Genomic DNA, 13,936 nt, shown 5'->3' with positions numbered 1-13,936 from the left:
CCGGGGCCCAGGCCCCGGCGAGCCGCCCCTCGCCCGCCGCGTGGGCGGCGGCCGCGACCACCCCGATCACGGCGGCGACGACGAGCAGATCGCGGGCCGCGCCCGCACCCGTCTCCCAGGACTGTTCGGCGCGCTGGGCGCGGGCCAGGCGCCGGCCGCCTGACCTCAGCCGGGCCCGGGTGCGGTTCAGGGCGCCCGCCATCAGCAGCTCACGCAGGCCGTCGACGGCCTCCACGCTCTCCGCGGAGACTCCCGCGAGCTCGGCCCGGGTCCGCGCCCCGCGCACGGCCCGCCCCCGCGCCTCCAGCAGGGGCGACCACAGGAGCAGGAGGGCCGCGGGCACGACGGCGAGCAGCAGCCACGGGCCGAGGAGGCCCAGCACGGTGGCGGCCACCGCGAAGACGACGCCGGAGGCGAGGAGTTGGGCGATGGCGTGGGCGTAGAAGAACTCCAGCGCCTCCACATCGCCGAGCGCGGTCGCGGCGAGGTCCCCGCTGCGGCGCCCCGCGATCCGGGCGGGGGCGGAGCGGGCGAGCCCGTCGAAGACCCGGACGCGCAGTTCGGCCAGGACCCGGTAGGCGAGGTCGTGCGAGAGGTCCATCTCGCGCCAGGTGGCGAGCGCCCTGAGCAGGACGAGCCCGATGAGGACGGCCACGGTGGCGGCCGACGGCGGCCGGTGTTCGATCACCGCCGTACCGACGGTGTGGGCGGCGAGGGTGACCAGGGCGACGAGGGCCGCCTGATCGACGAGGGCGGCGAGGCAGGTGCGCAGGACGGTGGCGCGGTGGGCGCCGAGGACGGGGAGGAGGGAGCGCAGGGCGCCGGTGTCCTGGGGGTGGTGGGAGGTCGGGCCGGGTGCGGGCTCGGGCGGGGTCATGCGGCGTGCTCCTCCTGGGTGGTCCGGCCCGCCGCGACGAGCGAGGCGTACACGCCACCGCCCGCCAGCAGTCCGCTGTGGTCGCCGGACGCCTCGATGCGCCCGCCGTCCAGGACGACGATGTGGTCGGCGTGGCGTACGGCGTCGAGCCGGTGGGCGACGACGAGGCAGGTGCGGCCCCGGCTCGCCGCGAGCAGCTCCCGTACGATCCGGGCCTCGCCGCGCTCGTCGACCGCGCTGGTGGCCTCGTCCAGGACCAGGACCGGCGTGTCGGCCAGAAGGGCGCGGGCCAGGGCGAGCCGCTGGCGCTGGCCGCCGGAGAGCGTGGCGCCGCGTTCGCCGACGAGGGTGTCGTACCCCTGGGGGAAGGCGGTGATCTCCTGGTGGATGCCGGCCGCGCGGGCGGCGGCGCGCAGGTGTGCGTCGGTGGCGGCGGGGCGGGCGATGCGCAGGTTCTCGGCGATCGTGGCGTGGAAGAGGTAGGTCTCCTGGGAGACGACGGCGATGCCCCGGCGCAGCGAGGCGAGGGTGTACGCGGCGGTGTCGGTCCCGGCGATCGTGACGCGGCCGCTGTCGGGGTCGCGCTGGCGCAGCAGCAGGCTCAGCAGGGTCGACTTCCCGGCGCCGGAGGGTCCGACGATCGCCGTGGTGTGCCCGGCGGGTGCGGTGAAGGTGATGCCGTCCAGGGCGGGTCGCTCGCTGGACGGGTGGGTGAAGTGGACGTCCGTGAAACGGATTTCGGGGGCGGTGGCGGTGTGCCAGTGCGCGTCCACCGTGCCCCGGTCCGCGACGGCGGGTTCGGCGGTGCGCAGCGCGGCAATCCCCTCGGCGGCCGAGACGCCGAGGTAGCCCGCGTGCCATTCGCGGGAGAGGTCGCGGACGGGGCGGAAGCACTCGGAGGCGAGCATGAGCAGGAGGTAGGTGCCGGTGGTGGCGGTGTGTCCGGTGGCAGCCGAGGAGCATGCCACCAGGACAGCGGCCACGGTGCCGCCCTGGACGGCGAGGTCGGTGAGGCCGGTGTCGACGAGTGAGACCCGCAGTTTGGCGACGGTCGCCCGGTGGAGCGCCGCCGACCGCTTCTCCAGCCGGTCCCGTACGCGGCCCACGGCACCGGCCGCGCGCAGGGTGGCCATGCCCTGGAGAGCCTCCAGGTAGTCGGCGGCGAGGGCTTCGTAGGAGTCCCAGTGCTCCTTGCCCCGCCGGGCGAGCAGCCGGTCCCACCAGCGCGGGCCGAACAGCGCGAGCAGCAGGGCGAGACCGAGGGCGAGGGCGGCGTAGGGCTCGATGAGCGCGACGGCCAGGAGCAGCAGCGGCGGGACGGCGGCGGTGATGAGCGCCTGGGGCAGGTAGCGGGAGACGTAGGCGTCCACCCCTTCGACGCCGTCCACGAGCGTGGCGCGTACGGCTCCGGCCCGCGCACCGGTGATCGCGGTGGGCCCGAGTTCACCGAGGCGGGCCAGCAGGGTGTCACGGAGCCGGATCCGGACGGCGGCGCCCGCCGTGACGGCGGTCAGCCGCTGGGCTCGGCCGAGCGCGGCGCGGACGAGGACGACGGCGAGCACCGCCAGGAGCAGCGGCGGGAGGCCGGATATGTCGCCGTGGGCGATCCGGGCGAGGACGACGGCGAGCAGTACGGCCTGGGTGAGGTGGGTGAGGGTGAGCGCGGCGAGGAGCGCGGTGGCGCAGCCGAGGGGGCGGCGGGCGGTCCGGGCGGCGCGCAGGAGTTCGGGGTGGAGCATCATGGGCGTTCTTCCTTGCCCGACGGGGTCGGTGGGGCCGGTGGTGCGCTGGGCGCGAGGGGTGGGGGGCCGGGTGGCCCGCCCTGTTCGGGGAGTGCCGGGTTGTCCGGGTGCTTCCGGTGTTCCCGGTGTTCCGGATGCTCCAGGTGCTCCGGGGTTCCGGCGAGGGCCAGGCCGTGGACGATCCAGTCGCGTCCGGCGGGATCACCGAGCGCGGCGCCGAGGTCGGCCTGCTGCCAGGAGCCGATGGGACGCGAGCGGAGTCCGAGTGCGGTGGCGTGGGCCTGGGCGACGCCGGCGGCGTAACCGGCGGCGAGGTGGCTGCCGCGGATCAGGGCCGGTGGGGCGTCGGCCGGGCAGCCGTGGGCGACCAGCACCGCGCCGGCTGTGCCGATCCACCGCTGGCCCGCCGCCCAGCGGGCGAGGGTCGGGCGCGCGTCGCCGGAGGCGAGGGTCCCGGCGGTCGTGACGAGCCCCGGGGCGTCGCCTCCGGCCGCCGCAGCCCACGCGGGACCGTCCGGCCGGGCGTTCTCGGCGGTGGCCAGGACACGGGCGAGCAGGTGCGGGGCGGGCGGGTGTGCCAGGTCGGAGGGGGCCGCGCTCCTTCGCGTACGGAGGGTCTCGTCCGTCACCGGGACGGGGCGGCGGGCCGGGTGCCAGGTGGAACCGGTACGGGCCGGGGCTGTCGCCAGTTGGTCCAACGTGTGCCGGGCGGCGGCGAGTTCGCTGGGCGGGGCGGTCCCGTGAGCCGGCTGCGGCACCGGGGCGGCGGCACGGGGCCGCACCGCCCAGGCGGCCACCGGATCCGTGACGTGGGTGCGTGCGGATGGCAACCAGAGGGCTGCGAGCGGGAGTTCGGGCTCGGTCCCGGGCCGGCACCTGTGCCACTCGGCCGGGCGAGGCAGCCCCGCCGCCGCCGAGAGCTCGGCGCCGTCCACGTCGAGGGAGACCCGAACGTCCTCGGGGGCCGCGGCGAGCGCCAGGGCGGCCGCGGCATGGCCGGTGTCCAGCAGGAGCAGCGGCCAGGCGCGGTGCCCGTAGTGCGCGACGGTGCGGGCGGCGGTGGCGGTGAGCACGACGACGGCTCCCGGGGGCGCGTCGGCGGGGGCCCGGCCGCGCGGGTGGGCTCGGTGGGTGTGCGGGTCGTAGGCGTACCGGCCGGGCGGCAGCGAGCAGCCGGGGCCGACGAGCAGGTGCGCCCGTACGGGATGGAGCGCGCCCGCCGAGGCGACGGGCCGCAGCCGGCCGGCCGCCGCCGTGCCGTGGGGCACGGCGAGCGAGAGCCGCAGGACGCGTTCCAGATCCACCGCTCCACCGGCCGCGGTCCCGGCCCCGGCCTCGAACCCGGCCCCGCTCCCGGCCAGGGGGAGTGCCGGGCCGCCCCAGGGGAAGGGACGCTCCGGCACGTACGGGACCGTGAGCGGCGCGCGGACCGCCCTGGCCTCGGCGAGGGCGCGGGTCAGAAGCCCGGAAGCCGCCGAAGGAGCTGGGGTCATGGGGGCGTTCTCCTTCACATGTGCGGCGGCGGTGCGAGGGTGAAGTCCGCCGGGCCGGTGGGGGGCCGGGTGCGCCAGCCCCGGCCGAGCGCGGCCTCGGCGAGGCGCGGGCAGCCGAAGTAGCCGAAGGCGGCGGGGGCGTTGGGGATCAGGCCGGAGACCAGGACGCGGGCGACGCGCAGGGCGGTTTCGGCGATGTCCTCGGTCGTGAGGTCCACGGTGATCACGCGGTGGCCGCCTGCGGTGAGCGCCGCGTCCAGGGCGGACCGGCTGCCGGGGGCGACCTCGGTGACGGGGACGGTTCCTCCGGCGGGTTCGGTGAAGCGCCGGGCCAGCGGGGCCATCCGGTCGTCGAGCCAGACCTGCACATGGGCGCCGAGGTCGCGTACGGCGGCGAACTGCGGGCCGCAGTCGTCGAGGTAGCGCCGGTCGGCCCGGTGGTCCAGGTAGAGGCCGCGTGCGAAGAGGCCGGCTTCCACGGACCGGTGGACCCAGCCGTCGGCGTCCACCGCGCCCTGCGTGAACACCCAGGTGTGCACGGCCTCCAGCACCGCCTTGCGGGCCGCCTCCGCCGGATCGTACCGGCAGGCGAACCCGGCGGCGTGGATACCCCGCCGGGGGTCGTGGACCAGGGCGGCCACGCACGGGGCGAACTCGGAGGGCATCTCCACGATGTGGACGTCCAGTTCGGCGCCGGCCAGGTCCTCGGTGAGGCCGGGGACGCTCGCCGGGTCGATGCCCCGGGTGGGCCCGTCCAGGTGCCACCACAGCTCCAGGGCGTCGCGCTCGACGACTTCGAGCAGTCCTCGCTCGACGGCGTCGTCGAAGCCCTGGCCTGTGGCGATGCCCGCGTAGTTGAGGTGGTGGGTGCGTGGCAGTGAACGCAGGTCGCCCTGACGCCAGTTGAGGTGGGTGAGGGCGACGGGCGCCCAGCAGGGCTCCCCGTTCTCGGTGCCCGGTGTCCACAGCGCCGGGGTGCCGGGGGTGAGTTCGGCGTACGGGAAGCGGGGGCGCTCGTACTGCCAGGGGGCGTACGAGGGCAGTGCCCCGGGCCCGTACAGCCGCAGGCCCTCCGCCTCCAGCTCGGCGGCCGTGGCCCTGCGGGGCGCCCCGGGGTGGCCGGGCGGCGGGACGCGGTTGCCGCAGTAGCGTTCCACGGCCTCGGCGACGGCGGCGATCCGGGCGCCCTCGGGGTCGCCGAAGGTGGTGCCCAGCGAGACCCGGTCGGCCGGCCAGGCGCCGAGGCGTCGGGCGTCGGCGACCTCGGCGGTCATCGCGGTGTAGCGGGGCGGCGCTCCGGTGGGGTGCTCGACGGGCTCGACGCCGCGGATCACCCCGCAGACGGGGTCGACCAGGGATTCGATGGGCAGGGTGCTGGTCAACGGCATATCTCCGGTACGGGCTCGACGTATCGACGCCGGGCGACGACGGTCAGGTGCAGGGCGCTCCCCCGGGCCGTGACGGCTCTGCGGGAGGGGGCGAGGCGGGTGGCGGTCACCGGGTTCTCGCCGGTGTGCGGGTTGCGGGCGTGGGCCGGGAAGTGGTGTCCGGCGATCTCCGCGCGCAGCCGGGTCCCGGCGGGCAGCCGGCGGCCCAGGGTGCCGAGCGGCACGGTGAACTCCGCGGCCTGCCCCGGCGGGTCGGTGCGCCGGACGATGCCGAACGCGAGCGGGTCCGCGCGGCCGGCCGGGTCGAGTGCGGTGAGGCGTACGGCCCAGTCGGCGGCGGGGGTGTCGGCGGTGGCGTGGATGCGGGCGGTGGCGGGGCCGGCCAGGTCGAGCGGGCGGGGCAGGGGCGGGGAGAGGAGGAGGCAGCGGTCGGCGGGGGCCGTGCCGGACGGAACGGCCAGGTCGTCGGAGCGCACCGGCCGGGCCGGGTCGGCGGTGAACTCGGCTCCGTGCAGCAGCCGTAGGCCGGCGGGAGCGTCGAAGGGCCATGCCGCGGTCCGCGTCGAGTCCTCCCCCCGGCCGCGTGGGCCCTCCTGGCTCACCTGGTGCCAACGGCCGCTGCCGCCCAGGGTGATGACCCCGCGCCGCTCGGGCTCCAGCCGCCCGGCGAGGGCGGCGCGGGCCCACCGTACGTACAGCGCACCGAGGTTGAGGCGATCGGCTGCGCTCTCGGACCGGTCCGCGGTGAGGCGGTGGCTCCACGGTCCGAGCAGCAGCCGGGCGGGCCCGCCCCAGCCGCGCCACAGCGCCACGGTGTCCTCGGCGAAGGGGTCGCGGGTGCCGCCCACGGCGAGGAGAGGGAGGCGGCAGGCGGAGCCCCGTAGGACGGTCCGGCCGCGCGGGCAGTCGTCCCAGAGTCCGGGCCAGGAGGGCAGGGCGCGGCCCAGGCGGTCGGCCAGCCGGGTGACGGGGAGGTGTTCCAGCAGCCGGGGGTCGGCGGCGAGGGCGTGGGCCAGCGCGTCGGGGGCGGAGTCGGGGCGGTCGCCGTGCGCGGCCCACCAGCCGGCGCGGGCCCGGAGCCGTTCGGGCCCCGCGGGTTCGCGGGCGGTGTCGGCGAGGCCGAGGGCGGGGACGGCGGCGATGACGGCGTCCGGCCGGCCGTCGCCGGGGGCGCCGAGCGCGGTGACCAGGGCGCAGTGCGCGGCGTAGGAGGAGCCGGCGACGACCACCCGGCCGCCGCTCCACGTCTGCTCGCGCGCCCAGGCCACGGTCGCGGCGCCGTCGCTCTCCTCGTGGTCGCGGTAGGGGTGCCAGGCCCCGGGCGAGCCGTGCCGGCCGCGTACGTCCTGGGCCAGGGCGGCGAATCCGTGGGCCGCCCAGCCGCGCAGCTCGGCGCGGTGGGCGGTACGGCCGTAGGGGGTGCGGATCACCACGGCGGGGTGGGGGCCCGGCGCGTCCGGCAGGCAGAGGTCGGTGGCGAGCGGGGTGCCGTCGGGGGCGGGAATGTGCACGGTCGCGGTGTTCACGTGCGCACCCTCGCGGTGGGGGCAGGCAGCGGGGCGACCTCCGGTACCGGGAGTACGGGGTGCTCGGTGACGGTCAGGTCGCGCAGGTCAATGCGGCGCAGTCGGCGGCGGGCGGGGAGAGCCGCGCCCCGGGGCGGTGCGCCGGTCGCCCAGGCGATCAGGTCGGCGGTGAGCAGGGCCGCGATCAGGGCGGCGGACGCCTCGGTGGGGTGCGGCCCGGTGTCGGGGGTGCGGTGGCCGGCCCAGTAGGCGGCGAGTTCGTGGTGGGCGGCGGTGGCCGCGAGCCTGCGCAGGCGTATGTGGGCGGCGGTGACGTCCCCGGGGGCCGAGGCGAGGGGTTCGATCCAGGTGTGGGCGCCCTCGCGGTGGCAGCGCAGCCAGGCGGTGTGCCGGGCGGGCAGCCGGTCGGCGGCGTCCCAGAGCCCGGCGGGTACGGGCGAGTCGAGGCACCAGACCACGGCGGTGTCCCGCCGCCCCGCGAGTCCGGCCAGGTCGTCGGCGGTGGCGGCGCGGACCTCGGCCCCTTCCGCCGTGGCGTACCGGGAGAGCGGTGCGGTGAGTACGCGGTCGCCCAGGAGGTGGACGGTCCGCCCGGCGAGCGGTGGGCGGACCGGGGCGGTCACCGCGTGCCCGGCCTCCTCGAACGCCGCGACCAGACGGCCGAGTTCGGTGGAGTCCGCACGCCCCCCCTCCCCCGCTGTCAGCCGGTCGATCAGCTCAGCGGTGCCGACGCGGCCGGTGTCGACGCGCAGGAACTCCCCTTCGGGGGTACGGAGTACGGGCCGGCCGCCGGGTGCGGTGACGATCCCGGCGCCGGGGGCGAGTCGACTGCGGTTCACGGGGGCCTCCGAGGGGCGTGGTACGGAAGTGAGCGGGTGGTGCGAACGGGACGGGCCCGTCCGGGGGTTGCCCGGACGGGCCCGCCACGCGAGGAGCGGGAGCCTGCCTCAGCGGCAGGTGCCGCCTACTTCTCGTCCGCGGTGTCGGCCTCGACCGCGTCGTCGAAGGGGTTCTCGACGAGGGCGTTCGAGTGGGTGGCGGAGAGGTGGGCGAGCTGGCCCTGGTCGGCGATCGGGCTGAACACCTTGTTGTGCTCCATGAGTTGAAGCCTCCATTCGGATCGGTTGGATGGTTGCGACGCCGTTCTTTGCCGCACCACAGACACTAATGAATATGATTTTCATTCCGCAATAGCTGGGGCGAGTCGAGAGGGTGATCTGGGTAACAGACGGGCCACCCGCCCTCGGCATCGATCCCCACCCGCCCCCGTACACCGAGGACTTCGGCCAGCAGCCGCTCCGTGACCACCTCGCCGGGAGGGCCGTCGGCGGCGACGCGCCCCTCGCGCAGCGCGACGATCCGCTCGGCGAACCGCGCCGCGTGGTTGAGGTCGTGCAGGACCATCACGACCGTCAGCCGGCGCTCCGCGCGCAGCCGTACAACGGTCTGGAGCACCTCCAGTTGGTGCCGCAGATCCAGATAGGTGGTGGGCTCGTCCAGGAAGAGGAGCGGGGCGTCCTGGGCCAACGCCATGGCCAGCCGGACCCGTTGGCGCTCGCCGCCCGACAGGGCGTCCACCGGGCGGTCGGCCCAGCCGGTGACGCCGACATCGGCGAGCGCCCGAGCGGTCACGGGGTCGTCGCCTTCCCGCAGCATCCCGAGCGGCCCCCGGGTGGCGTAACGCCCCTGCCGCACCAGTTGCCGTACGGTCAGCGCCGGCACGGCCGGTGCCGACTGGTGGAGCAGGGCCACGCGGCGGGCGGCGGCCCGTCTGGGCAGGCGCGCCGCGTCGTCCCCGTCGAGCAGGACCCGGCCCGCGCTCGGGGTGAGCAGCCCGGCGGCGAGCTTGAGGAGGGTGCTCTTGCCGCAGCCGTTCAGGCCGATGAGGGCGACGAGTTCGCCCGCGCCGATGCTCAGGTCGACCCCGCGCAGCACCTCGCGCCCCGGATAGCCGAAGCTGAGCCGTTCCGCCCGGACCGCGTCCGGTGCTCCCGCCCTGCGGCTCTCCTCTTCCGGCACCTCTGCCGTGCCGCGTTCCCCGTCCGGCACTTCCGGCATGCCGCGCTTCCTGTCCGGTACCTCCGGCATGCCGTGCTTCCCGTCCGTCGTGACATCTCTCGTACCTGCCATGCCCGGCCTCCTGTCCGTCACCGTTCGTCCGTCCGTCGCCGTGCCACGACCAGCAGCAGCCCGGCCCCGACGAAGGTGGTCAGCGCTCCGACCGGCAGGGTCAGCCGGTCCGCGTCGAGCGCCACCACCAGCAGCCGGGAGAGCAGTTGGGCCGCCGCGTCCGCCCCGCACACCACGACCGCGCCGATCAGCGCGGCGCCGGGAAGGGCCAGGCGCAGGTCGGCCCCGAAGACGGCCAGCGCCAGATGCGGCACCAGCAGGCCGACGAAGCCGAGCGCCCCCACGGCGGAGACGGCTCCGGCCGTCAGGGCGACCGCACACACGAGCGCGGCCCCCCGCCCCCGCCCGGCGTCCAGCCCCGCGGCCGAGGCCTGTTCGTCGCCGCAGCGCAGCAGGGTCAGCGGCGCGGCGAGCAGCCACGCGGCCGTGCCCCACACCGCCGCCCACGGCCACAGCAGGTGCCAGTGCTGCCAGACCCGGCCCTCGGTGGAGCCGATCAACCACTGGACGACGCTGCCGAGTTCGCCCGGCGCCACCAGGAGTACGACGGCGGTGAGGCCGGCCAGGACCGCCGACACCAGCACGCCGTGGACGGCGGTCTGCTCGGGGTCCCCCTTCTCCCGCCCCACGAGCAGCCACAGCAGCCCCGCCCCCGCGAAGCCGCCGAGGCAGGCCGCCACGACGACCGCCGTCGGGGAGTCCCAGCCGGCCAGGCCGAGGCCCGTGGTGGCGACCGCGCCGAGGACCGCGCCGGGGGTGACCCCGGTGACCTCGGGTCCGGCCAGCGGATTGCGCAGGGCCGACTGGAGGACGAGCCCGGCGACCCCGAGGCTCGCTCCGGCGACCAGCGCCACCAACAGGCGGGGCAGCCGGAGTTGGCGGACGATGTGTTCGGCCATCGGGTCGCCGCCGCCGAGGAGCACGGCCCGTACGCCCTCGCCCGTGACGCCCCGCCCCGCGAACAGGTCCGCGCAGGCCACGGCGGCGACGAGCACCCCCAGGGCGCCCATCCTGACGGCCGGTGAGCGCCATGCCCGCCGGGGCGGGCCGGGCGCGGTTCCCAGGGCGCTCATCGTTCCGCCTTCCGCAGGACGGGGGGCGGGCTCGCCCGCCGCACGTTCTCCGAGGGGCTCGCCCACCGGACGGTCCCCGAGGGGTCCGTCCGCCGGGCCGCTCTGAACCGGCAGGGCGGCCCGGCCGGAGCCCCGCCCTTTCGCCGCCCGCCTCCCCCGCTTCAGCAGCACCACCCCCACCGGCACACCGACCAGGGCCGTCCACGCGCCGACGGGCGTCTCGACCGGGGCGAGCGCCAGCCGTGCGGGCTGGTCGGCGCAGAGCACCACCACCGCCCCGCACAGGGCGGACCGGAGGAGCCAGCCCGCGGCCCCGCCGTCCGGCCGCAGCCGCCGGGCGAGGTGGGGCGCGAGGAAGCCAACCCAGGCCACCGGCCCGCAGACCGCCACGACGGGCGCGATCAGGACGACGGCGATGGCCAGCGCGGCGACCCGCGCGCGTTCGACGCGTACGCCGAGGGCACGGGCGTCGTCGTCCCCCAGCCGCAGCACACCGAGCACCGGCACACAGAGCACGAGCGCCGGCATCGCGACGGCGAGCCAGGGCAGCAGTCCGGTGACGTCGTCCCAGGTGCGGGCGGACAGACTGCCCAGCAGATAGCGGTAGATGAGCTGAAGGTCGAGCTGGTCGGCCATCACCATGAGCACCAGCAGCCCGGCCTGGAGCGCCGCGGCGACGGCGGCCCCGGTCAGCAGCACGGACGACGGGCTGCGCCCGAACCCGGCGGCGACCAGCGTGAGCAGCCCGCCGAACGCGGCCCCGGCCAGGGCCAGGAAGGGCTGGAGCCCGAGCGGTACCGAGAGGGCGAGCACCAGCGGTGCCGCCACGCCCAGGGCGGCCCCGGAGGAGACGCCGAGCATCTCCGGGACGGCGAGCGGGTTGCGCAGGGCCTCCTGGAGGACCAGGCCCGCTGCGCCCAGGCAGCCACCGGCGACCAGCGCCAACACCATGCGGGGCAGCCGGAGTTCGGTGACGACGAGCCCGGCGAGGCCATCGGCCCCCAACGTGGCGAGGAGCCGGCCGGGCGGGACGTACGGCGTACCGAGGCTGAGGGCGCACACCGCACTCAGCACCGCCGCCACCGTGAGGCAGACCGGCGCCACGGGCAGCCGCCCGGCCCCGGTGCGTCCGACCGCAGCGAGGCAACGGGTCGCCGCAGTACGGCTGTTCACCGTGGTGCGAGCGGTCCCAGCAGTACGCCGGGTCACCGCAGTGCGGCCGTCGCCTCGTCGAGGACGACGCCCAGGGACCGGGTGCCGCGCCCCTTGGCCCAGACCTCGGAGTCGACCTCGATGACCTTACCGTTCTTCACCGCCGGGATCCGCGACCAGAGCGGGTTCCTGGCGAGCTTGTCGGAGAGCCTGCCGTCCGGGGCGCCGAAGGAGAGCGTCTCCACGAACAGGACGTCGACGTCCCGGGCGAGGATCTCCTCCAGGCTGTAGGAGCCGTCGACTCCCCTGCTCTTCCAGGGGTAGTGGGCGATCTTCGGGAGGAGTCCGGCCGCCACGTCGGTCTCCGGGGTGGCCACGCCGAAGTTCTCGTCGCTGCCGAAGATGATCAGCGCGGTCCTGTCGCTCCTGGCCTTCTCGGCCCCGGCCAGCTTGGTGCGGAACGCCTTCTCCGCCTTCTCCCCCTGTGCCGTACGGCCGGTGAGCGCGGCCAGGTCCCGGAGGTAGCCGACGCTGTCCTGCCAGGAGCCGGGCTGGACGGGCCAGAAGGTGGTGGCGCCCTTCAGCGCGGGGGCGAGCTTGCCGTGGGTGTCCTCCAGGCCGATCACCAGGTCGGGCCGGTGGGAGAGGATCGCCTCGACCTCGGGGCTGAGGAAGCCGCCGGGCACGACGGGGACCTCCGCCGCCTTCTCCTTGCCCAGGAACCCGGGGTGCGCGAGCACCGCGGAGTTGGTGGCGGCGGGCACCATGCCCAGCTCGACGAGGATGTCGTCGCAGAGGGCCACCAGACAGACGATCTTCTGCGGGGGCTCGGCCAGGGTGACCGTGACGCCCTTGGCGTCGGTGATCCGGGTCGCGGCCTCGATGGGCCGCACCTCGGTACTGGTCCTGGTTCCGCTCCCGGCCCCGGCCGCCGGTTCGACGGCCTCCTCCGATCCGCCGCCGGAGGTGCCGCAGCCGGCCAGCAGCCCCCCCAGTACGGCGATCGCGGCCCAGCGGCGGACCCTCAGCGCGGTTCGTGGCATCGGCTGTCTCTCACATTCTGTACGGCCCCGGGGAGGAGGCAGGTGCGACGGCGGGGCCCCGGGAGCCATCCCCACCACAGACCGGAACCTTACACATGATTATCATTTCCAATAAAGTGCCGGTCTCTCCCCTGCCGCACGCATCCACCTCGACAACGCCCCTCAGGAGCCCCCGTGCCCCACTCTCCCCATCTGCCACCCCTCCTCCTGGTCGCCGACCAAGTCGCCGGGCGCATCAGCCTGTTGGACCTCCCGGACGGCGACGAGCGGGCCGTACTCCACCACCGGCACCTCGCCGAGCACGCGGGGTTCCTCGCCCTCCCGGACGACCTGGTCGCCTGCGTGGACGACCGGGCGGGCGAGCTGCTGGTCCTCGACCCCTACGGCCCCGGCGCCGGCCGGCCCCTGGTCCGGCGTCGGGTACCGGTGGCCGTGCCCGCCGAACACCTGGCGGCCGCTCCGGACGGCCGGCGCCTCGCCGTGACCACCGGCCTCGGGCGCAACGAGGAGGCCTGGACCGGGCTCCTGAGCGCCGTCGACCTCGACGCACCGGACGGCGCCGTCGCCGTACGCGTACGGGGGCGCACCGGTGAGCCGGGGGTGACGGTCCTCGGCGGGCCGTCACCGCTGGTGGTGCTGCGCCACCGGGAGCCCGGCGAACTCCTGGTCCACCGCCACCGCGACCTGATGGCCGCGCCGCCTTCGTGCCCGCCGGTGGAGCCCGTCCAGCGCATCGGCCTGCCGGACGGGGACGGCCACGGGGACGCCCACGACCCGGTCACCGGGCGGGTGTTCGCCGCGGCGGGCTCGGGCGTGCACCGCGTCCGGCACGACGGCGAGGGGATCACGCCTCAGCCGCCCCTGCCGTGGGCCGCCGACGGACGCACGGGAGGCCGGGGCTACTACCTGCGGCTCGACCCCGTACGGCGCACCCTCTGGTCGTGCGTACGCGGCGGGCCCACCGCACCCGGGCAGTGGCCGGAGTGGACCAACGACGCCTGGTGGCACCGGATCGACACGGGCACCACGGGGAGGCTGGAGCTGGGACCCGGACTGGTCTTCCGACTCGCCGTGACCGCCCGGCACATCGCGTACTCGCGCGTCCACCCGGACGGCGACGAGCTGATCCTGCTCACCGCGCCGACCGGTCCCGGAACCCGGCCGCACATCACCGCCCGCCTGCCGCTCCCCGCGATGTCCGGTGCGCCACGGCGTGGCGGGACGCCGTGGGACGGCGTCCAGCGGCGGGCGGTGGCCGCCTCCCCGGGCGCCGGCCTGGTCGCGGTCAGCCGCGGCGGCCACGGCGAGGTCCATGTCGTCGACGCCGACCGGGCGGAGCCGGTCACCACCCTGACCCTCCCCACCCCGCTCGACGACGGCGGCCACCTCGCCCTGATCACGCCCGGCGACGGCGCGCACGCCGACCCGGTGGGCCGGTGACGGTGACCGGCCACCCCAGCGGAGGCACCTGACAGAAGGGCGGGTGGCGGGGCGGCGATCACGCCGCGCCAC

At 76.5% G+C, this 13,936-nt stretch carries 11 protein-coding genes and 1 pseudogene; 1 reads left to right on the top strand and 11 read right to left on the bottom strand.

Going from position 1 to position 13,936, the window contains the following annotated elements:
- The 11 genes and pseudogenes from AB0917_RS30060 to AB0917_RS30010 all read right to left on the bottom strand — a co-directional run.
- On the bottom strand, positions 1-877 hold an 877-nt coding region (locus tag AB0917_RS30060), incomplete at its 3' end, for an ABC transporter transmembrane domain-containing protein (protein WP_366822826.1).
- Positions 874-2,619 carry an ABC transporter ATP-binding protein gene (locus tag AB0917_RS30055; RefSeq protein ID WP_366822825.1) on the bottom strand — a complete coding sequence of 582 codons (1,746 nt, stop codon included), beginning with the start codon at positions 2,617-2,619 and terminating at the stop codon, positions 874-876. The genes AB0917_RS30055 and AB0917_RS30060, both read right to left, overlap by 4 nt.
- Positions 2,616-4,112, bottom strand: coding sequence for a nitroreductase (locus AB0917_RS30050; protein WP_366822824.1), 1,497 nt, complete (start codon positions 4,110-4,112; stop codon positions 2,616-2,618). The genes AB0917_RS30055 and AB0917_RS30050 overlap by 4 nt, the downstream gene beginning before the upstream one ends.
- A 14-nt stretch (positions 4,113-4,126) precedes the next feature.
- Positions 4,127-5,494, bottom strand: coding sequence for a YcaO-like family protein (locus AB0917_RS30045; protein ID WP_366822823.1), 1,368 nt, complete (start codon positions 5,492-5,494; stop codon positions 4,127-4,129).
- Positions 5,491-7,026, bottom strand: a complete 1,536-nt coding sequence (locus tag AB0917_RS30040) for a CocE/NonD family hydrolase (RefSeq protein WP_366822822.1) — start codon at positions 7,024-7,026, stop codon at positions 5,491-5,493. Before AB0917_RS30040 ends, AB0917_RS30045 begins: the two co-directional genes overlap by 4 nt.
- On the bottom strand, positions 7,023-7,865 hold the full coding sequence (locus tag AB0917_RS30035) for a hypothetical protein (protein ID WP_366822821.1): 843 nt from the start codon (positions 7,863-7,865) through the stop codon (positions 7,023-7,025). Before AB0917_RS30035 ends, AB0917_RS30040 begins: the two co-directional genes overlap by 4 nt.
- A gap of 125 nt (positions 7,866-7,990) precedes the next feature.
- Positions 7,991-8,125, bottom strand: a complete 135-nt coding sequence (gene amiA / locus AB0917_RS30030) for a streptamidine family RiPP (RefSeq protein ID WP_015613003.1) — start codon at positions 8,123-8,125, stop codon at positions 7,991-7,993.
- A gap of 65 nt (positions 8,126-8,190) precedes the next feature.
- Positions 8,191-9,156, bottom strand: coding sequence for an ABC transporter ATP-binding protein (locus tag AB0917_RS30025; protein ID WP_366822820.1), 966 nt, complete (start codon positions 9,154-9,156; stop codon positions 8,191-8,193).
- Between the two features lie 17 nt (positions 9,157-9,173).
- The gene (locus AB0917_RS30020; protein WP_366822828.1) at positions 9,174-10,229 is read right to left on the bottom strand and encodes an iron ABC transporter permease; all 1,056 of its coding nucleotides are present in this window, start codon (positions 10,227-10,229) and stop codon (positions 9,174-9,176) included.
- Positions 10,230-10,298: 69 nt separating this feature from the next.
- A pseudogene (locus AB0917_RS30015) lies at positions 10,299-11,333 on the bottom strand (iron ABC transporter permease); the annotation flags it as partial.
- Positions 11,334-11,434: 101 nt separating this feature from the next.
- A complete protein-coding gene (locus AB0917_RS30010; RefSeq protein WP_366822819.1) occupies positions 11,435-12,424 on the bottom strand; it encodes an ABC transporter substrate-binding protein in 990 nt (329 codons plus the stop codon).
- 174 nt (positions 12,425-12,598) lie between these two features.
- Between AB0917_RS30010 and AB0917_RS30005 the strand changes: the two genes are divergently transcribed.
- The gene (locus AB0917_RS30005) at positions 12,599-13,864 is read left to right on the top strand and encodes a hypothetical protein (RefSeq protein ID WP_366822818.1); all 1,266 of its coding nucleotides are present in this window, start codon (positions 12,599-12,601) and stop codon (positions 13,862-13,864) included.
- Positions 13,865-13,936: the final 72 nt, after the last annotated feature.

Source organism: Streptomyces sp. NPDC007346, assembly GCF_040703535.1.
Classification (GTDB): Bacteria; Actinomycetota; Actinomycetes; order Streptomycetales; family Streptomycetaceae; genus Streptomyces.
This window is presented reverse-complemented; position numbering and strand designations above follow the sequence as displayed.

What these genes read in the sequence shown, in the direction of transcription:
- AB0917_RS30055 (WP_366822825.1), bottom strand. Translation starts at nt 2,619, where the DNA reads ATGATGCTCCACCCCGAACTCCTGCGCGCCGCCCGGACCGCCCGCCGC.
- AB0917_RS30050 (WP_366822824.1), bottom strand. Translation starts at nt 4,112, where the DNA reads ATGACCCCAGCTCCTTCGGCGGCTTCCGGGCTTCTGACCCGCGCCCTC.
- amiA (WP_015613003.1), bottom strand. Translation starts at nt 8,125, where the DNA reads ATGGAGCACAACAAGGTGTTCAGCCCGATCGCCGACCAGGGCCAGCTC.
- AB0917_RS30025 (WP_366822820.1), bottom strand. Translation starts at nt 9,156, where the DNA reads ATGGCAGGTACGAGAGATGTCACGACGGACGGGAAGCACGGCATGCCG.
- AB0917_RS30020 (WP_366822828.1), bottom strand. Translation starts at nt 10,229, where the DNA reads ATGAGCGCCCTGGGAACCGCGCCCGGCCCGCCCCGGCGGGCATGGCGC.
- AB0917_RS30010 (WP_366822819.1), bottom strand. Translation starts at nt 12,424, where the DNA reads ATGCCACGAACCGCGCTGAGGGTCCGCCGCTGGGCCGCGATCGCCGTA.